Origin of the sequence: Paenibacillus taichungensis, assembly GCF_050994985.1 — a bacterium.
Lineage (GTDB): Bacteria > Bacillota > Bacilli > Paenibacillales > Paenibacillaceae > Paenibacillus > Paenibacillus taichungensis.
In genome coordinates, this window is sequence record NZ_CP194720.1 from 5,072,529 (window position 1) to 5,092,050 (window position 19,522).

The window sequence follows — 19,522 nt, forward strand, 5'->3', positions numbered from 1 at the left end:
AGGTCTCACCTTACATCCAATAGGGTTGAATTATAAGGAAATGTGGTTCCCAATATATAAGCAGCGGTTAACATGATGATAAAATATCCCACAAACCATACATCCGCTTGGGAATATCCGATCTGAACGTAATAGGTTCGGCTCCCACCTTCCTTGAATCCTTTTGCTTCCATCGCCACCGCCATACGCTGCGCACGTCGAATACTCTGTGCAAGTAGTGGAATCGCATATCGTTTCAATATGCCGTACACATTCCAACGGGAGCCGCGCTGCCTCGTTCCCCGAATGCGGATGGCATACCGCAACGTCTGGAATTCATCCAGCAAAATCGGAATCATGCGCATCGCCGCCAGAAAGCTATAAGCATACTTGGGTGGGAGCCTCCACTGCTGCATGAGGGAATAAAAGAGACGCACAGGCTTCGTGGTCAGGCCGAACAACAATCCAGCTGCCGCCATACTTAGGGAACGAAATCCCAGATGCAACCCGCGATAGAAGCTCTCTTCGGTAATATGAATCAATCCCCACTGAAACCAGGTGGTCTCGCCTTTACCAAACATGATCATACCTGTGGAAGTTGATATAAATACCAAAATGAACGGGGACGCATACAGCAATAATCTGGGCCATGGGTGACCCGTCCAGCCCAGCAGTAACAGCATGACAACTGCCACATTAGCCATTACATTCAGGTTGTGAACAAGGATGACGAAGACAAACAGCAATGTCAGGAAAATCATTTTCAACCCCGGATTCACCGCGTGAAGCCAGGTCTCACGATGAGGAAACGAGAGCTGCATCCGTTAACCTCCCCTCATCCACCTTCCAGATTCGGTTGCAATAACGTTTTACGATTTCATGATCATGCGTAACCATCACGATGGCTGTCCCTTCACGCCGCAGCCGCTCCAGCTGTGATAACATGGCAAAGGTATTCCGCGCATCCTGTCCAAAGGTAGGTTCATCCAGTAACAAAATACGCTGTTCCCGTACCAGCGCTGATGCTACACTCAGCCGTCGTTTCTGTCCCATCGACAATTGATATGGATGTCTCCCCGACAGCTCAGTCAGTCCGAATTGCTCCAGCATGTGATCGGTTCGAATACCTCTTTCTGCGGCAGTTAACTTACCCCTCAGCAAGGAGAATCCCACTTCATCCCGAACCGTATTCGTCACGAATTGGAATTCAGGATTCTGGAATACAAAGGCAATACGATCTGCAAGTTGCTCGGTTTTTCCGGCCGATTGTCCTTCCACACCATAATGACCTGTCGTTTTTAGAATATTCATCATGGACAGCAATAATGAACTTTTACCTGCCCCGTTAGCCCCGACAATCCCCACCCAATCTCCGTGCCATACCTTGGCCTGCTCCACCTGAATGAATGGCGTTTTCCCGCGCCATCCGGTGAATTGCTGCATTTCCAGTGCTGGTTGGGGCAGCGCAGAGGTTTCCCTCTCCTTATAATCTATACTTTCAGTTTCTGTTGCCCCATAACGAATAAACTCTCCTGTGACCAACGTCTGTGCTTTCGTCTGCCCTCGTTCTTCCCAAACCCCTGGATACCAGATTCCGTATTCCCTGAGCATATTCCGCTCATCTGTAAACACCTGATTCGCCGGACCATCTGCCACAATCTTTCCTTCAGGCGACAATACGATGATTCGGTCCACCCACTCGACGATTTCATTAATTTTATGTTCCACGATAATAAGTGTTTTGTCCTGTGCAATCTGTTTCACCGTATCCCACACCTGAGAGGTTCCTTCGTCATCCAGCAGTGCCGTTGGTTCATCCAAAAAGAGTACGTCTGGCTCCATGGCCAGAATCGAGGCCATCGCAAGACGCTGCTTCATACCCTGTGACATGGATTGAATGAGTGTGCGATTATGCTCAAAGCATAACCCGATCTTTTCCAGGTATCGATGAATAAGAGCAGGCATCTGCTCGCGTGGAATATTCCGGTTTTCCAGTACAAAAGCAATCTCTTCATCCGTATACGACATACAGAACTGGGTATCCGGATCTTGAAAAACAATGCCGGGCTGCTCAGGAACCTGAATATCATCACATTTCATCGGAATCTCCACAGATCGCGGAATCAGACCGCTCAGAATTTGCAGCAAGGTTGATTTGCCAGAGCCACTTGGTCCAAGCAACAACACTTTCTCCCCTTGACGCACAGAGAGAGACAAGCCTTGAAACACCAAGGCCTTCTCTCCCGGGAACTTGCATCTTAGATTCGTAACACCTACCGCTTGCACTTTCTCCACTTCATTCATCTAGTCCAGCGCCTCATAATCCTGCTTCGACACCGGTCTAAGGGATCGTGTTACACCTGTAAGCTCCAGCGCTTTAGCGAGATAATAGGCGAATACACCTGCAATCAGAATACTGCCAATGAAGCGGAACCCGATAAACAGTGTATAGTTCCAAGCCGAGAGGGAATCAATATACCCGTACTGATAATCCAGTACAAGCGACGCCGCCGCTGCACCAATAGCCGCAAGGCAAGTGACGAGCAGATTGCTTTTCCGATACAGAAATGCGGCGAAGAAAATCTCTGCACCCAGCCCTTGCAGCAGCCCATATACCAGTGTGGACATGCCCCACTCACTTCCGAGAAAAGCACTCACCGTGGATGCCGCAACTTCTGCCAGAATGGCTACACCTGGCTTCCGAATGATTACAAAGGCAAAGGTGCCCGCCATGAACCACATGCCGTAAATCATCTGCTCCGCATGAACGCCGAATGGCTTCATCAGATCATATGTAGGTCCCCATATTTTGTAGATCACCCCGAAGACCACTGCAATCACAATCGTTACCAAAATATCGGTTAACTTCAATCTGTTGCTACCCACTGCTGTTGACATGTTCTCTACTTCCTTCCTCTGTTTCCCTTGATTTAAAATAAATAATAAAACAAACAAAAAAGCCTCCCCGGTTCCCAGGCAGGCCATACGCACAGTTTACAATTCTCACGATGCTACGCATTAGGCAGATATAGAGAAAGGAGACAACAAACGACACCATCCCCGTTACATCAGAAAAATTCCGTTGCAACCAAGAAACGCTGACATTTATGTTCTATCTCTTATCGCTTACCATTGCTCATCGCAAATTCATGTTCTCTACGCTGGCATTACCCAGATCAGATATACGGTCAGCGGCACAAGGCCGCTCTCTCAGCCCAACTTCATTGAGCTCCCGGTTCACTTATTTCATTGCTTCTACTGTACAACACATGGGTATTTGTGACAATACTGATAAGGAAAAATCAGTTTAACCTAGAAGAAAGAGTGATTAACTATATGTTCTTCTTTGTACAAATATGCTTCTGCTTCAAGAAGTAACGTCTCTGTGATTCGTTACATCTCAGAAAGGTGCAAATGTGAGTGAATAACGTGTGTCAGGTTCATTAAACCAAGATAACGCAAACAAGGGCTGTCCCCCGTCATATTCATGACTGATGGGACAGCCCCTTTAATTGTTTATGCATCATATTGTTTAGAGGAAAATTCTTGCGAACCGGTAAGCTCCGTTTTAATATTGTGTATTCCCGGATTGACTTGTTTTGCCCGATGCAAAGCCTTTAAACAAGGTCGGTACTTTGGAATAACGGGTATTTGTAATTTTGCCTTGCGATGTACTGCTATCCGTACGCATAATGGAATCTTTGACATTGGAAATGTCCGAGTTGTCGAGCGTCATGTTCACGGCGAAGGTTGTTCCGCCATTCTGGCGTACCAGCTTGCCAATATCGTCTGCACGGAAATTTTTAATGTTAATCGTTCCGGCTGCATTCATTTGAAATACTTTATCATAGGCCTTGTAAGCTGCTCCACCAGTGATGTTTACGGTTCCGGAAGACTTCAGCGTCAGTGCATCCTCGCCCACGTCTTGCCATACCACATTCGAAATAGAACAGTTACCGTAACAATGAACACCGTCAGCTGCAGGTGAACCGATAATTACATTTTTGAGTGTGGCGCCTGCCTCCAACCGAAATACCGGCTTCTGATCTTCCGCTTGAGATCCATCTCCCAGGGTGGAAGGGTTGGCTACATACGTTTGGCCTTTGCCATCAAAAGTTTCTCCCTTGGCTACAATAATCGTTGAGTTCACAACAGTAGGTGCAGCAAAAGCTGGAATTGCACCGAACAATGAAGCAACCAGACCGGCGGACAGCAACAACGTCAACATTTTTTTCATCACTTAAATCCTCCCTTATTCAGATGAATTGGCGTACAAGCATAAGCTTGTCCTCAAGGAACCGATCAGAGGTGCACCTCTGGCTCGGAACCTACCCTGATCCTACCAAAAAAGGAATGTTACGATAATAATCATTAGCTTAGATATCAAAATGACAGCATTATGTCTGTGATTTCGGCATTTTTTGTATCGTACTCCATTGTGTAATGTGCCGATCTCAACTTAGGGTATGCTTCTTTTACAACTTGTAATTTAGGGCTATATGTTCCTGTATGGGCCTATAAAAAAAACGAAAGACCACTTCATCTGTTTCCAGACAACGTGATCTCTATTATTTTGCATCTCATTTTATTTATTAAATTACGCTTTAAGCGCCAAACCGCTGACGATATCCACACTTCCGACATAATTCCTCCACTGCTTCCCGTTTGGAGAAACCATAGAACAGATTGTTGGCTCGTTCACCATCCACAATCTCCGAGAACGATTTTTCATGAACGTTACCCAAGTTAATTACACCCTCACCATCGAGGCAGCATGGAACTACAGTTCCATCGACAAGCACGGCAGCCTGACTGCGAAGCGCATGACAGAAGCCTTTACCATCATCTTCGGGTGCATCCAGACTCGGCCACTGGAATTCATGGTCCTGATTCAGATACACATTCGGGGCAATTTTGACACCGCTCCCTGGCACCACCTTCTCCTCAATACGGAAATCCAGATTGAACTCACGTTCAAGAACCTCCAGCGTCTCCCGGTTTCGGTTCATCTGCGCATTCGTGAAGTTATCCTGTGTCAAATTCCAGAGTCGGAATGAAATAATGACATTGTGCTTCACTGCTTCCCGGACAAAAGACAACACATTGCCCAGATAACCCTCACGGTCTGTAGAACCTTCGTGACCATCAAAGCTATGCAGGGAGAAGTTCATCTGACGCAGTGCCGGTTTGCCGAGCAGTTTGTGCTGGGTTTTGGGCAGCAGCGTACCGTTTGTCGTAATGTTAACCTTGAATCCCTTTTCATGCGCTGAATCCAGTAACAGATCAATTTTGGGATGAAGCAGCGGCTCACCTTTGACATGTAAATAAATATGTTTGGTATGGGGTTTGATCTGATCCAATATATTGTTGAAGACTTCAGGGTCAATGAAATTTTTGGCACGTTTGGTCTGCGGACAGAAGCTGCATGCCAGATTACATATACTTGTGATCTCAATATATACTTTCTTGAACGTTTTCAACTCGGGGTCCCCATTCTGCTTAGAGGGAGAACAGTCCCACCCTCATTTGTGATCCGGCCCATATGTGCCACCACTATTATATCGGGTTCAGGTGCCAAGGTAAATCCGAGAACCGGTTTATCCCTTTAGGTCCATTTTATTTGGCTAATGCCAGATTAACAGATTCAATGGCATGTATTCGTGTTGTATCAAATAAGGGCACTTCTGAATCCTCCGGTTTTACTAATAAACCAATTTCGGTGCAACCTAATATTATCCCCTCGGCTCCATGATCAACTAATCTCTTAATAACCTCTTTATAATAATCCCTTGATTCTTGTTGAATTTTCCCTAAACACAATTCCTCATATATTACTTTATTTATGCCTGTTCGATCCTCTTCATTCGGCACCAAAACCTTAATACCATTAAACTCAATTCGTTTTTTATAGAAGTCCTGTTCCATCGTATATTTAGTGCCAAGTAAACCAACTGTACTTATTTTGGACTTTAGAATCTGATTGGCTGTTGAATCAGCAATGTGCACAACGGGTAAGCTAACTTTTTCTTCAATATGATTAATTACTTTATGCATCGTATTTGTACAAATTACAATCATTTCAGCTCCTGCCTTTTCCAAAGACTGAGCAGCATTGCCTAATAATTTCCCAGCGCTTTCCCATTCTCCTTCAGCTTGATAGCGCTCGATTTCTTCGAAATCCACGCTATATAAAATGCACTTGGCTGAATGCAATCCTCCCAATTTAGTTTTTACTTCTTCGTTAATAATTCGATAATATTCTAACGATGACTCCCAACTCATTCCGCCAATAAGGCCAATAGTTTTCATAAGCACTCCCCTCTCCATTGGTCATATCCCGAAAGCAACCTATAGAAATTATTAGACATTGTACCGTATCTTACATCTTAAATAAACCTGCCTCCGTAACATAAGCAAAGTAAAGAGTCGATTGCCCCTCGTTCCCCCGTTCTATTATTACTTATAGATTCTTTCAATCGAAGTATAGGATGTATTGATTGTCCGGGTTATTGTGGTTGCTGAAACGCAATGCTAGAATCTAAACAATTTAAAACCAAGTTAAAACGTAAGAATAATAAGTTATAAGGGGAGTGTATTCATGATTACTGTTAAGGCACCCGCAGTATATGTACACGAGGCTAACATTCTTGAGCAAAGTGGTTCGCGGATTGCACAGCTTGGGCAGCATGTTCTCATCATCGCCGGTGAGGCTGCATTAAAAGCCGTAAAGCCTTACCTTCTTCCTTCACTGGAAGAGCATAAGATCAAGTTCCATGTGCAGTTGTTTCATGGTGAAGTTACAACAGGCCAGATTGATACTTTTACGCAGCAAGCTTTCGATCTGGATGTTGATCTGATTATCGGCGTCGGTGGTGGTAAAGTTCTCGATCTGTCCAAAGCGGTGGCCGAGCAAGCCCAATTGCCCATTGTAACGGTCCCTACGATTGCCGCAACCTGCGCTGCCTGGTCCGCCTTAACCGTGCTCTATGATGAACAGGGCCAAGCTGCAGGATATCGTCCCCTGCGCCGTTCGCCCAATCTCGTTCTGGCTGATCCTCATATTCTGGCGAGTGCACCAAGGCGGTATTTGGCCGCTGGGATCGGTGACACACTCGTAAAATGGCATGAGTTCGCCGTTAATCTAAGTGGCAACGCCACCAGCCTCACTCTCCGAAACAGTGTCAGCACTGCCAAGCTTGCACTCGATATTCTTGAAGCGCACGCCATCGATGTCTATGAATCCACCGATACAACCGGTAGTACACCTCAATTCCGTGATGTTGCCGATGCCATCATTGTGCTCGCAGGACTTGTAGGCAGCATTAGCGATGGATCACTTCATGCTGCGATTGCTCACGGGCTGCATGATAGCCTCACCAAATTACCCGAAACACACGCTTCGCTACATGGAGAAAAGGTAGCCTTTGGACTCTTCACCCAGTGGATTCTTGAAGGCAAAGCAGGGGATGAGCTTCATGAGTTGACCACTCTGTTACATAAGCTGAATCTGCCCATCACTCTTGCCCAACTTGGGATACAACAACAGCCTCAGAAAGCTGCTGCGCGCATTGCAGCAGGACTACAGCTGCGGGAAGGCAGTGCGGCACATCTCTCCTTCGGAGTTAGCACGGCGCAGGTAACCGAAGCCATTCTTCAGGCAGACCGCATCGGCCAAACATTCATAGAATCCAGTCAGTCTAGTGAAAGCAGTACATACACCAAGGAGGTTTCCTCCCTATGATCCGTCCAAACCGCCAGTACACTCTTCCCTTAACTGCCTTTCTGAGTGCGCTTCTGTTGTTGCTGATTTCCGGCTGCTCTCCCGGAACTGATAATCAGGCCACCGGTACAGGCACAACACCGACAGTAGCATCAGCTGCTTCGAATAAAGACGTTACTATTCGGGTTGGTCAGACCGGATGGGGCAATCTCGAATTGGGGCTAAAAGCCGCCGGACTCGATGACACCCCCTATAAAGTCACTTATAACGTATTTCAGGGAGGTAACCTGATCCTCGAAGCGATGGCTGCAAATCAATTGGACTTTGGTGTGACCAGTGAAATTCCGCCCATTTTTGCATCTCAGGCTGCCAATGGTGGAAGCTTCAAAATTATAGCGGTACAACAAGGCAGCACCTTAAATCAGGAGGTCGTTGTTCCCAAAGATTCTTCGATCAAATCGGTTGCTGACCTGAAAGGCAAGAAAGTTGCTTTCGTAAAAAATACAACGGCCCACTATTTCCTGCTCAAAATGCTGGAGGAAGCCGGATTAACCTGGAGTGACATCAGTCCGGTCGAACTTTCAACAGCCGATGGACTCAGCGCCCTGATTAGCGGGAAAGTGGATGCCCTTGCCAGTTACGGCAATGCCATCATCTCCGCACATCAGAATGAAGCAACAACGCTCGCCAGCGCCAAAGATATCCTGTCAGGCAGCTTCCTTGTAGCCGCCTCCGATCAGGCTATTGCCAATGCGGAACAGAAAGAGGCCCTTGCCGATTATCTGGAGCGAATCAACAAATTCAATGATTGGGCTCGTGCCAATAAGGATACATGGGCTCAAATTACAGCAGACAACACCCACCAGCCGGTGGAACAAGCCCTTAAAACCTACACGGATGGAGAAGCACAACGCCCATCACGTATTGTTGCCATTTCTGATGAGGCCATCAAGTCCGAACAGGACGTAGCAGATACGTTTCAGCAAGCGGGAATTTTTGGGCAGGCAGTCGATGTGAGCACATTCTGGAGTGATGCACTTCAAGATCAACTTCCAGCTCCAGGTAGTCAATAACGAAGGAAGCAAGGAGGTAGGCATAACGTGCGGTCCAAAACCTTTAACCGGGCATGGTTTAACCAGTTCATTCCTTTTGTTGTACCACTACTCATTCTGGCTCTGTGGCAATGGCTGACTGCATCCGGAGTTGTTGCAGCCAATATTTTGCCCCGTCCCGCTCAAGTACTGGAGGCCTTCATTCGTCTGCTTGGTAACGGTGAACTACTGAACAATATCAGTATTAGCGCCAGACGGGCTTTGGGAGGATTCCTCATTGGTGGGGGTCTGGGTTTTCTGCTGGGAGTGCTGAACGGCATCTCCTCCCTTGCGGAAAAGATCGCCGACTCCTCGGTACAGATGATCCGTAACATTCCGCATCTGTCCTTGATCCCCCTCGTTATTGTGTGGTTCGGGATCGGTGAAGAAGCCAAATTATTCCTCGTTTCCCTGGGTGTATTCTTTCCGGTATATCTGAATACGTTCCACGGCATACGATCGGTCGATCCCGGTCTGATTGAAATGGGCAAAGTATATGGCCTCAGTCGTTGGTCCCTTTATAAAGACATTATCCTGCCTGGTGCACTGCCTTCCATTCTGGTGGGTGTTCGTTATGCACTTGGCATTATGTGGCTGACCCTCATCGTAGCCGAGACGGTTGCGGCGGATGCGGGGATTGGATATATGGCAATGAACGCGCGGGAATTCATGCAGATGGACGTAATCGTCTTAAGCATTCTGCTGTATGCCTTGCTGGGCAAGCTGTCCGATACCATCGCCAAATGGCTGGAACGGCGCTGGCTGCGCTGGAACCCGGCTCTATCCCGCAAGTAAAGCCAAAGGAGCGTGAATTAATCCATGAGTACAAGTCAGATCAGTCCTTTTCTTCAAGTAGATGGGGTTCAGAAATCGTATGATCAGCGTACAATTCTATCCGACATTAACGTCAATGTAAGACAAGGGGAATTTGTAGCCATCGTTGGACGAAGCGGCTGCGGCAAAAGTACTTTGCTGCGTCTGATCGCCGGGCTGGAACCCCCCTCTTCCGGGAGCATTATGCTGAGCAACAGAAAGCTTGGCAGTACAGCACCCGAGACACGATTTCTGTTTCAGGAAGCCCGGCTGCTGCCTTGGAAATCCGTGCTCGACAATGTACGACTGGGCATCCCCGACAAGAACAAGGAAGATGCACGCCAGTCACTTCGCAATGTAGGACTTGAAGAGCGTGAAGGTGATTGGCCGGGGGTATTATCTGGCGGACAAAAACAACGTGTCGCCTTGGCACGAGCACTCGCAAGTCATCCGCGCTTACTGCTGCTGGATGAACCGCTGGGTGCATTGGATGCATTAACCCGAATTGAGATGCAGCAGTTAATCGAACGCTTGTGGGCTGAAGAAGATCTGACCGTCATTCTGGTCACGCATGATGTCAGCGAGGCGGTTGCGCTGGCAGACAGGGTGCTGCTAATCGAGGATGGTCATATAACGATGGATACCCGAATTACGCTGGAGCGGCCTCGCATTCGGGACAGCGGGTTTGCTCATTTTGAAAACCTGATTCTGAATCGATTGTTGACTCCTCCACAAGAGACACCACAGCAGATTGCCCAGAAACAGATATCATTCTCGATCTAATTCCACTGGAAAGAAGGCTTGATTATGCAATCCCTTTCATCCGTTCCCTCTCCACCTGTTAAAGACTTGTTAAATCGAATTCCGGCTTATACGCCTGCCAAATCCATGGAACAGATCCGGAGGGAGTTGGGACTGGAAAGTGTAGATCGACTTGCAGCGAACGAAAATCCGTTTGGTTCTTCTCCCCTGGCAGCAGAAGCGGTCAGATCGCTGGGTTCCGATCTTTTGGCTCAATACCCCGACGGTTCCAGCCAACTGCTCCGTGACAAACTTGCGGAACGTCTGGGTGTGCGTACCTCCCAACTGGTATTTGGCAGTGGATCATTCGAGCTCCTAACCCTTACCGCCCAAGCCTATCTTAATCCCGGCGAGGAATCACTCATTCCGGTGCCCTCCTTTAACTGGTATAAGGGCGCTACGCTGCTGGCAGGCGGGGTTATTCATGAAGTGCCTTTGGTCAACCATTCGCTGGACCTGGAGCAATTCCGGCACCGGATTAATGCTTCTACCCGAATCATCTGGCTGTGCAATCCGAATAATCCAACCGGAACCATTTTCACGGCAGATGCCCTGCTTGGTTTACTCGAACATGTTCCCTCCCATGTCGTGGTTGTCCTGGACGAAGCGTATTATGAATTCGCGGAAAGTGAAGATTATCCTGATACGGTTAAGCTGCTGGAGCAGTACAATAATCTGATTATTTTGCGGACCTTCTCCAAAATATATGGACTGGCCGGCCTGCGTATTGGATATGGCATCGGGAATGAAAGCATCATTGAAGGCATTAACCGGGTCAAGCTGCCTATCAGTCTGACAGCCACATCCCAAGCCGCTGCTTCGGCCAGCCTGGATGATCATGGATTTGTTTCTCATTGCCTGCACTACAATCGTCAGGGACGGGAAACGTTAATGCAGTCCTTTGATCATTGGAACTTACCCTACATCCCTTCCGAAACAAATTTCATTATGGTGGATCTGTTGCAGGATAGTGGCCCGATTACCCAAGAATTGTTGAACAGAGGCATCTCTGTTCGCGGCGGTGCCGAATTCGGTATGCCTACCTGGCTTCGGATTACGATTGGCACACCTGAGCAGATTGCCCGGCTGATCGGTGAGCTTGATTCACTGTTACATTCCAACGATTAGAATCCTAGGTTACTTTCCTAACTCACATTACGCACACTTCTTTTAAGCCGCCCCTTTACATTCCACTTGCATGTGATATATGCTGAACACACAACTGCATATCTTGAACATTGCACTAGGGGAGCCTTGCGGCTGAGACGAATCGAACGATTCGGACCCTTTGAACCTGATCTGGATCATACCAGCGGAGGGAAGTGGAGCGGCCTCTCAGTAAGCGGATTTTTTCATGTTGATGATGAAATTTAATGTGAATTGACTTACAGACCCACTCATTTCTCCGGAAATGGGTGGGTCTTTTTCGCGTTCTGCGGGCAGATCAGAAGGTGTAATTAAAGATCCCGCGGTTTGAGGTTGAATTTTGAATAACAAGGGGGACGGAACGAGATGGATAACGATATAACCCTTCACAACATGAGCTACGCTTTCCCGGGAAAAAGGGATTCCCCCGTGCTCTCCAATTTGTCGATGCGTGTAGCCAAAGGAGAATTCGTTTCGCTCATCGGTTCCAGCGGCTCCGGTAAAAGTACCCTCTTCAAGCTGCTGGCAGGCTTGCTTGAGCCAACACACGGAACCATTGACATTCCTTGGGTTCAAGAAGGAAAGCGACTGGGGCAGGTGGCCTACATGCCACAAAAGGACCTCCTATTATCCTGGAGAACCGTCCTGGAGAATTGCATGCTCCCCGCTGAACTTGCTCCAGGTCGGCAGGATAAGGTAAGGATTCGAGCGGACATTCTGGCCGGTCTCGACCGATTTGGCTTATCCGGTCAGGCGCATGCTTACCCGGACGAGCTGTCAGGTGGCATGCGCCAGCGTGTCGCGCTGCTTCGTACTTTGCTGACAGGTGGCCAACTCATGCTCCTGGATGAACCATTCGGCGCACTCGATGCCCTGACCAAACGTGAGATGCATCGGTGGCTACTGGAGCTCTGGGAGGGCCTGGGCAAAACCGTGTTGTTCATCACACATGACATTGAAGAAGCCCTGCTGCTCAGTGATCGGATTATCCTGTTAACTCCGGTGGGCCAAGACCAACAGCTGCAGGATTTGACGGTACCTTTGCCACGTCCAAGACATTCGGACATGATCTACGAACCGGCTCTCGTTCAGATGAGACGACTACTGGAGGAACAATTGCATGCGAGACGGTAACTTGAGAGATAGCATGAAGCATAGCGTAAGAGGTTGGCTTGCCCGTTATGGTCTGTTTCTTTTGCTCATGATCTTGCTGCTTGCTCTCTGGGAGTGGATTGTGTGTATGGGATGGGTGCCTTCCTTCATCATTCCAGCCCCGACGGCGATTGTCCGTTCGCTGTATGAACATCACCACCTTCTGCTGGCTACACATCTGCCCGCCACCTTGATGGAGGTTGTCGTTGGTTTTGGCTTGTCCATTGGTGCCGGAATTGCACTTGCAACGGGTATGCATATGAATCGGTCGATTGAAAAAGCGTTATATCCCTTCATCGTGATCAGTCAGACGATCCCGCTGATTGCCCTGTCCCCCGTCTTCATCCTGTGGTTTGGCTACACGCTGTGGAGTAAAGTGGCGGTGGTGTTCCTGATCGCATTTTTCCCAATTGTGGTGAGCACCTACGATGGCCTGCGCCAGGGTGATCCGGAGCAGCGTGAACTGCTGCTGACGATGGGGGCCACCAAGTGGGATATTTTTCGCAAACTCCAGATTCCACTTGCCCTTCCCTCCTTCTTTTCGGGACTGAAAATGTCTGTGGTGTATTGTGTGGTCGGTGCAACGATCGGTGAATGGCTTGGTGGAAGCAAGGGGCTTGGCTACTTCAGCCGCAGAATGTCGAGCAATATGAACACGGATGCGATGTTCGCCGCCATTATGCTATTATCCCTACTTGGTATCGCCCTGTTTGTACTCATTGCATGGATGGAGAGAAGATTCAGTACCTCACGTCATGCAGGTAGAAGAAAAGCTGGATAACTTTCGGATTTCAAAACAAAAAACAAAAGAAACGAGGGACTTTACGTTATGAATAAAAAGCATATCTATTCCCTGCTCCCCATTCTGCTCATGTCTCTGTTGCTGATCGTCAGCGGATGCGGTAAAACGGGCATCAATACGCCCTCCACAGACTCAACTTCCAATGCAAACGATACAGACTCATCTGCGATAGAAACGCCATCGGAATCCAAAGAGAAGCTGTCCATCATGCTCGATTGGTACCCAAATGCAGTACATTCCTTCATCTATGTTGCTCAGGAAAAAGGTTACTTCGCGGATCAAGGTCTGGACGTGGAAATCCAGATGCCTGCTGATACGAATGATGCCCTCAAACTTGTTGCCGCCGGGAAAATCGATTTGGCACTAAGCTACCAGCCGCAAATTTTGCTCGCGCGTGGGGAGAACATTCCTGTACGTTCAATTGCTGCGGTCGTTCGTCATCCGCTCGTGCATCTGTTGACCGAACTCAACGGTAAAGTGAAATCGCCAAAAGATCTTGAAACGCTGACGGTTGGCTATTCCTCAATCCCTCTGTATGAAGCGATGGTGCGTACCATGATCAGCCAAGATGGCGGTAATGCCGACAAGATGAATCTGGTCGATGTAGGATTTGACCTGATTCCTTCCCTGGCCTCCGGACAGGCAGATGCCATTATGGGTGGTTTTATTAACCATGAACAATTGATTCTGGAAAAGGAAGGTCATGCCATGAAATCGATCAATCCCGTCGATTACGGCGTACCTGATTATTATGAACTGGTCCTCACTGCAAGTGATACGGGTATTGAAGCGAAAAAAGATCAGCTTACCCGCTTCATCAAAGCGATGCAGGAAGGACAGAAATATGTAACAGAGCATCCCGAGGACGCGCTGAACATTCTGCTCGCACATGAGAACGAAACGTCTCCTCTTGACCCGGAGATCGAAACCAAAAGTCTGAATATTTTACTGCCACTGATGAATGAAGAAGGTCAGCCGTTTGGCAGGCAGGACGCCTCTTCTTGGGAAAATGTACGTGCATGGTTGGTTCAAAGTGAACTGATTCCGGATTCCGTAAAGGCTGAGGATGCTTTTATCAACTTGCAGGGTGAGTAAGGAACTCGACTGCTGGGTGAGATCAAGAGAGTTTGAAAGTTGCTAATTCATTACTATTCAACAACGTTGCAGAATTAACAACGGATATAAGGGCATCCTGCCCTGCCTGCTTTTATTGATCAAATTGCTTATTTATAAGGAGGAACTTATATGTCTTATCTGGAACGTGTTCGTACGCAAAATCCGCTTGTTCATAACATTACGAATATTGTCGTCGCTCCGTTTACGGCCAACGGTTTGCTCGCACTAGGTGCATCTCCCTTTATGGCTTATGCGCATGAAGAAGTCGCTGATGTTGCCAAGATGTCAGGAGCAGTTGTACTGAACATTGGCACACTGGACGAAAAGGTGGTTGAGGCGATCCGTTTGGCTGGTCGATCAGCTAATTCAAATAACGTACCTGTTGTGCTCGATCCGGTTGGAGCTGGCGCAACCGCCTATCGTACGGAAACCGTTCAGATGCTCGTTCGTGAGCTTCGCCTCACGGTGTTGCGGGGCAATGTGGCAGAAGTCGCCAATGTCATCGGTGAGCGTTGGAGCATCAAAGGTGTGGATGCAGGTCAAGGCGAAGGAGATCGAATCGGAATAGCGAAACGGGCAGCACTAAAACTCGGCTGTGTGGTCGTCATTACCGGACGCGAGGATGTCATTACGGATGGACAAACGACGTTTCTGACGAGTAATGGACATGCCTTGCTTACCCAAGTGACTGGTGCAGGCTGCTTGCTCAGCTCGGTAATTGGTGCTTTTGCAGCCATTGCTAAACCGGGAGAAGACTTGCTGAACAGTGTTGTGGAGGCACTCGCTTTCTATGGCGTTGCAGCAGAGATTGCGGCGGAACGCACCGCTGACCTTGGACCGGGCAGCTTCCAGATCGAATTGCTGAATCAACTGGCCCAAGTGACACCTGACGTTCTCGCAGAGCGGGCACAGGTTCGCCAGTTTGATGGAGGTGCGTAATGAGTATTGCGCAGGCTTTGACGATTGCTGGTTCCGATAATGGTGGCGGCGCCGGAATTCAAGCTGATCTGAAGACCTTTCAGGAGCTTGGTGTGTACGGCATGACTATAATTACAGCTATTGCTGCCCAAAATACAACAGGTGTGCAGGGCGTCTTCCCAATTTCATATGAAGGTATTGCTCAACAGTTGGATTCGACTGGTGATGATTTTCAGCCTACAGCTGTGAAGACGGGTATGCTCTATAGTGCTGAAATAATTAAACTGGTTGCCGAGAAATGGCAGCAATATGGATGGTCCAATTTGGTCATCGATCCGGTTATGGTTGCCAAAGGTGGCGCTCCCCTGCTACAAAAGGAGGCCGTTCAAGCGTTAATTACAGAGCTGCTGCCTCATGCACTGATCACAACACCAAACATTCCGGAAGCCGAGCTTCTTACTGGAATGTCCATTTTAAATTTGAGTCAGCGCGAAGAAGCCGCAAGACGAATCGTGCAGATGGGCTCCACGTATGCTTTGGTGAAAGGTGGTCATGATGAGGGAAGTGGGATGATTGTCGATGTGCTTTATGATGGGCAATCTTTTCACTATTTGGAGAACGTTCGGGTAGTGACAAGGCATACCCATGGAACGGGATGCACGTATTCTGCGGCCATTACTGCCGAATTGGCGAAGGGCTCAACTGTACTGGCTGCCGTCACCACCGCGCGAGCATTCATTCAGGCAGCCATCGAAGATGAGCTGGGGATTGGGGACGGACATGGGCCGACGAATCATTTTGCGTATCAGCGCAGACTGCGGGGTGAACAGTAATGCGCCCTCTGGATGCAGAAGCAATACGGCATGCGCTGCAGGTGTATTTGGTCATGGGCAGCGTGAATACGACGCGTGACCCGGTGGAAGTGCTGCGCCAAGCCATCGCTGGCGGCATTACGCTGTTCCAGTTCCGGGAAAAAGGAACTGGCGCTCTGGTTGGCGAAGCACGCATCACGCTTGCGAGGCGGCTTCGCGAGATGTGCAGCCAGCACGGGATACCGTTCATCGTGAACGATGATGTGGAGCTGGCTGTGGCGGTGGAGGCCGACGGTATCCATGTCGGCCAGGACGATGCGGACGCGGTGCTGGTACGCGCCCGCATCGGAGAAGGGCGGATGCTTGGCGTATCCGCCCACTCCGTGCTGGAAGCCCGCCGTGCGGTGCAGGCGGGCGCCAACTATCTTGGCGTCGGGCCAATGTACCCGACGCGGTCCAAAGCGGATGCCCACGCTGTGCTGGGCCCCGCCGGGGTAGCCGAACTGCGCGCCGCAGGCATCGCAGTTCCAGTGGTGGGTATCGGCGGCATTACGCCCGATACCACGGCCGCCGTGATGGCGGCAGGAGCCGACGGCGTAGCCGTCATCTCCGCCATCGCGGGCGCGGCCGATGTGCGCGCAGCGGCTGCGCAGTTCGCTGCGGCGGTGCGCGGGATGCAGGCGTAGCCATGCGCTCCCTGCACCGCCAGCCCGTGTGCTGCACCAGATAGATGGTGCAGCACATTCAATCATTCTCAAGATGCAGCCTCTGTGCCTGCATCTTATTTTTTCATTTTTACTAGTTGACTCTCACGTAACGTGACGCTGTACAATCGGTGGTGTAAGGAGGTTTTCCATCATGGCCATGAAAGTAAAAGAAGTGGCCGAACTTGTCGGGATCAGTGTGCGCACACTGCATCATTATGATGAGATCGGACTGTTAACACCGGACGAAGTGACTTCTGCCGGATATCGACTGTATTCAGATGCCAATCTTGAAATGCTGCAGCAGATTATATTTTTTAAAGAACTCGATTTCTCTCTGAAAGATATCAAGGAGATTATAAACAATCCATCGTTCGATCGAGAAGAAGCTCTAAATATGCATCGCCGTATTTTGCTGGAGAAACGCCAGCGGTTAGACCAAATGATCGCCACCATTGATAAATCGGTTCAACACGTGAGAGGAGAAATTAAGATGACAGCCAAAGAACAATTTGAAGGGTTTAACTTCAGTCATAATCCGTATGAACAGGAAGCGAGGGAACGTTGGGGAGACCAAGCAGTGGATCAGGCTAATCAAAAGTTAAAAAACCAGTCTCCTGGGGAGCAAAAAGCTCTATCCGATCAAATGAATTCAATCTACACTCGTCTTGCAGCAATTCGTCACACGGATCCAAACTCTGCCGAAGCTCAAGCCGGAATCTCGGAATGGTACAGCTATCTGAACAACATGGGCAATTATTCTCCTGAAGCCTTCAGAGGGTTGGGCCAAATGTACGTAGATGACGAACGTTTTACAAGTAATATTGATCAATTCGGCGAAGGCTTGGCTGTATTTATGAGGGATGCCATGGCTGTGTTTGCTGATCGAAACAGTTAATCTAGGCCTACATGGATTCCACCTATAGCATTATCCGTATTATCCGATGCCCCTCGCAATCAGGTGTAAGTTGTAGACAAGTAGTTCCATCTCGATCTTTCTATTGCAAATGAAAACCTGCTCTCTCGATATAGGCAATATGCTCGTATTAAATAGAACCCCGTTCTGCCACATCTTTTCCGTGTTCATGGAATGTGCTGGACAGCCGAGGGATTCAACATTACTCAGTTTACACAAAAAAGGGACGTACGCCCTAAGACATCACGTCCCTCTTGTAGTATCTCAGCCGCAATGTGAATAAGCCATTACAGTTATTCACTCTGAGTACTTTTTTAATGGAGGCAGTCCCTGTATTACACAAGTCTTGCTTCCTGCTAGCCATTGGTTAAGCTCTAGGAGCGTGATCAGACGAAGAAGCATCCGAGGCCAGACTGGTCTTCGCCATCCGTCCTGGAATCTGCCATGCCGATACAATCGCCAGTACGATGAATAACAGGTCAACCGGCTCGCTGAAATAATCCGTAAAGGTATCCACAAATGCACTAACCATCTCACCATCGAACACCAGATCCAACATGCTTGCATCGCTGAACAACTCGGAAGTAAAATACACCACCGTCAGATACTTGCCAAGCAAAATGCCGATAAGGGCAAAGATAACTGCAATGGCTTTATGTGCCGTCGCGATCCGTTTGTTCGAGAACAATACAACCGCGTAGCCTGTGAGCGCCCCAATGACGATAGCAATGAGCCCTAGCTCCCTTTCCGTCATGGCAGCGATTACTGCCCACACAATTCCTCCTACAATTGCTGCCAATAATCCACCAACGATTGGCATGCCGATCTTGATCCCTTGTTTCTCTTCCACGTTGTCTTTCCCTCCTGAGTCATGCTTATGCTTCTTTTCCAGAATTCACCTTTCCTATGAAACCACAAATACTCCTTTTATTCAACAAAATTCTCTCTGCTTTTGTTTCGTCCCCTCACTCTTTAAGAAATAGGCACATCCGCCTAATAACCGCATATTCTGGTTAAAACGTGTTTGGAAGGAGTACTCCCCATGTACTATGTTCCCTATTACCGAAATGACAACTTGCTGTTAGCGCAAATTTCCAAAGCTATTAATGGAGAATCCTCAGCAATTGCCTGTTACGCCAAACTGGCAGAATTAGCACCCTCAGAAGTGGAAAAAGCTCGTATTCTGGAGATACGTCTTGATGAATTAGAGCATCTTCAAAAATTCACCGCCATTTATGTTTCGTTAACAGGTACGCAACCTACGGTCCAAATCTCTTCGGATTGTCCATCAGAGTATTTCGCGGGAATAGATTATGCTTTTAGTGATGAGCAAAACACGGTTGAGTTTTACTCACAAGTCGCAGATCAAGCAAATGACCCTTACATTAAGGAATCGTTTCGACGTGCAGCAACGGATGAACAGAGACATGCCGTCTGGTTCCTGTATTACTTAACAAAGCATAAGTCAAAAACATCTTCTGAGAATTCTCCTCTTAACAAATAACGAAAAAAATCCCCTCTAGAAGCTTTCGCTGGCGTAGAGGGGAATACT

The 19,522-nt window shown here is 48.4% G+C and carries 20 protein-coding genes and 1 riboswitch; of the genes, 13 read left to right on the plus strand and 7 right to left on the minus strand.

The window, feature by feature from the left end:
• Positions 1 to 5: 5 nt before the first annotated feature.
• The 6 genes from ACR1R9_RS22855 to ACR1R9_RS22880 form a co-directional block, all read right to left on the minus strand.
• Positions 6 to 800, minus strand: a complete 795-nt coding sequence (locus ACR1R9_RS22855; RefSeq protein ID WP_433922604.1) for an energy-coupling factor transporter transmembrane component T family protein — start codon at positions 798 to 800, stop codon at positions 6 to 8.
• Positions 775 to 2,283: an ABC transporter ATP-binding protein gene (locus ACR1R9_RS22860; protein ID WP_433922603.1), complete on the minus strand. Its 1,509-nt coding sequence runs from the start codon at positions 2,281 to 2,283 to the stop codon at positions 775 to 777. The genes ACR1R9_RS22855 and ACR1R9_RS22860 overlap by 26 nt, the downstream gene beginning before the upstream one ends.
• On the minus strand, positions 2,284 to 2,877 hold the full coding sequence (locus ACR1R9_RS22865; RefSeq protein WP_076290424.1) for an ECF transporter S component: 594 nt from the start codon (positions 2,875 to 2,877) through the stop codon (positions 2,284 to 2,286).
• 670 nt (positions 2,878 to 3,547) lie between these two features.
• Positions 3,548 to 4,216, minus strand: coding sequence for a pectate lyase (locus tag ACR1R9_RS22870; RefSeq protein WP_076290425.1), 669 nt, complete (start codon positions 4,214 to 4,216; stop codon positions 3,548 to 3,550).
• A gap of 367 nt (positions 4,217 to 4,583) precedes the next feature.
• Positions 4,584 to 5,459, minus strand: coding sequence for a radical SAM/SPASM domain-containing protein (locus ACR1R9_RS22875; protein WP_064640556.1), 876 nt, complete (start codon positions 5,457 to 5,459; stop codon positions 4,584 to 4,586).
• A gap of 136 nt (positions 5,460 to 5,595) precedes the next feature.
• Complete coding sequence (locus ACR1R9_RS22880; protein WP_076290427.1) at positions 5,596 to 6,288, minus strand: aspartate/glutamate racemase family protein; 693 nt, start codon at positions 6,286 to 6,288, stop codon at positions 5,596 to 5,598.
• Between the two features lie 289 nt (positions 6,289 to 6,577).
• On the opposite strand from ACR1R9_RS22880, the gene ACR1R9_RS22885 reads away from it, so the two are divergent.
• The 12 genes from ACR1R9_RS22885 (at position 6,578) to ACR1R9_RS22940 (ending at position 17,952) form a co-directional block, all read left to right on the plus strand.
• The gene (locus ACR1R9_RS22885; RefSeq protein WP_433922602.1) at positions 6,578 to 7,720 is read left to right on the plus strand and encodes an iron-containing alcohol dehydrogenase family protein; all 1,143 of its coding nucleotides are present in this window, start codon (positions 6,578 to 6,580) and stop codon (positions 7,718 to 7,720) included.
• Positions 7,717 to 8,772, plus strand: a complete 1,056-nt coding sequence (locus ACR1R9_RS22890; RefSeq protein ID WP_433922601.1) for an ABC transporter substrate-binding protein — start codon at positions 7,717 to 7,719, stop codon at positions 8,770 to 8,772. The genes ACR1R9_RS22885 and ACR1R9_RS22890 overlap by 4 nt, the downstream gene beginning before the upstream one ends.
• A gap of 27 nt (positions 8,773 to 8,799) precedes the next feature.
• Positions 8,800 to 9,585: an ABC transporter permease subunit gene (locus tag ACR1R9_RS22895; protein WP_076290430.1), complete on the plus strand. Its 786-nt coding sequence runs from the start codon at positions 8,800 to 8,802 to the stop codon at positions 9,583 to 9,585.
• Between the two features lie 24 nt (positions 9,586 to 9,609).
• Entirely contained in the window at positions 9,610 to 10,386 is a 777-nt protein-coding gene (locus ACR1R9_RS22900; protein WP_310851962.1) for an ATP-binding cassette domain-containing protein, read from the plus strand.
• Positions 10,387 to 10,410: 24 nt separating this feature from the next.
• A complete protein-coding gene (gene hisC, locus ACR1R9_RS22905) occupies positions 10,411 to 11,532 on the plus strand; it encodes a histidinol-phosphate transaminase (protein WP_326064752.1) in 1,122 nt (373 codons plus the stop codon).
• 107 nt (positions 11,533 to 11,639) lie between these two features.
• Positions 11,640 to 11,742, plus strand: a riboswitch (TPP riboswitch).
• Between the two features lie 174 nt (positions 11,743 to 11,916).
• Positions 11,917 to 12,684, plus strand: a complete 768-nt coding sequence (locus ACR1R9_RS22910; protein WP_326064750.1) for an ABC transporter ATP-binding protein — start codon at positions 11,917 to 11,919, stop codon at positions 12,682 to 12,684.
• Positions 12,671 to 13,483, plus strand: a complete 813-nt coding sequence (locus ACR1R9_RS22915; protein ID WP_433922600.1) for an ABC transporter permease — start codon at positions 12,671 to 12,673, stop codon at positions 13,481 to 13,483. Before ACR1R9_RS22910 ends, ACR1R9_RS22915 begins: the two co-directional genes overlap by 14 nt.
• 48 nt (positions 13,484 to 13,531) lie before the next feature.
• The gene (locus tag ACR1R9_RS22920; protein ID WP_326064748.1) at positions 13,532 to 14,599 is read left to right on the plus strand and encodes an ABC transporter substrate-binding protein; all 1,068 of its coding nucleotides are present in this window, start codon (positions 13,532 to 13,534) and stop codon (positions 14,597 to 14,599) included.
• A 150-nt stretch (positions 14,600 to 14,749) separates the two neighbouring features.
• Positions 14,750 to 15,559 carry a hydroxyethylthiazole kinase gene (thiM, locus tag ACR1R9_RS22925; RefSeq protein ID WP_076290434.1) on the plus strand — a complete coding sequence of 270 codons (810 nt, stop codon included), beginning with the start codon at positions 14,750 to 14,752 and terminating at the stop codon, positions 15,557 to 15,559.
• On the plus strand, positions 15,559 to 16,371 hold the full coding sequence (thiD, locus tag ACR1R9_RS22930) for a bifunctional hydroxymethylpyrimidine kinase/phosphomethylpyrimidine kinase (RefSeq protein ID WP_433922599.1): 813 nt from the start codon (positions 15,559 to 15,561) through the stop codon (positions 16,369 to 16,371). Before thiM ends, thiD begins: the two co-directional genes overlap by 1 nt.
• Complete coding sequence (thiE, locus tag ACR1R9_RS22935; RefSeq protein ID WP_175383445.1) at positions 16,371 to 17,036, plus strand: thiamine phosphate synthase; 666 nt, start codon at positions 16,371 to 16,373, stop codon at positions 17,034 to 17,036. The genes thiD and thiE overlap by 1 nt, the downstream gene beginning before the upstream one ends.
• A gap of 172 nt (positions 17,037 to 17,208) precedes the next feature.
• The gene (locus ACR1R9_RS22940; protein ID WP_433922598.1) at positions 17,209 to 17,952 is read left to right on the plus strand and encodes a MerR family transcriptional regulator; all 744 of its coding nucleotides are present in this window, start codon (positions 17,209 to 17,211) and stop codon (positions 17,950 to 17,952) included.
• A gap of 385 nt (positions 17,953 to 18,337) precedes the next feature.
• On the opposite strand, the gene ACR1R9_RS22945 is transcribed toward ACR1R9_RS22940, so the two are convergent.
• Positions 18,338 to 18,820: a hypothetical protein gene (locus ACR1R9_RS22945; RefSeq protein ID WP_343054945.1), complete on the minus strand. Its 483-nt coding sequence runs from the start codon at positions 18,818 to 18,820 to the stop codon at positions 18,338 to 18,340.
• Between the two features lie 192 nt (positions 18,821 to 19,012).
• Between ACR1R9_RS22945 and ACR1R9_RS22950 the strand changes: the two genes are divergently transcribed.
• Positions 19,013 to 19,474: a ferritin-like domain-containing protein gene (locus ACR1R9_RS22950; RefSeq protein ID WP_433922597.1), complete on the plus strand. Its 462-nt coding sequence runs from the start codon at positions 19,013 to 19,015 to the stop codon at positions 19,472 to 19,474.
• Positions 19,475 to 19,522: the final 48 nt, after the last annotated feature.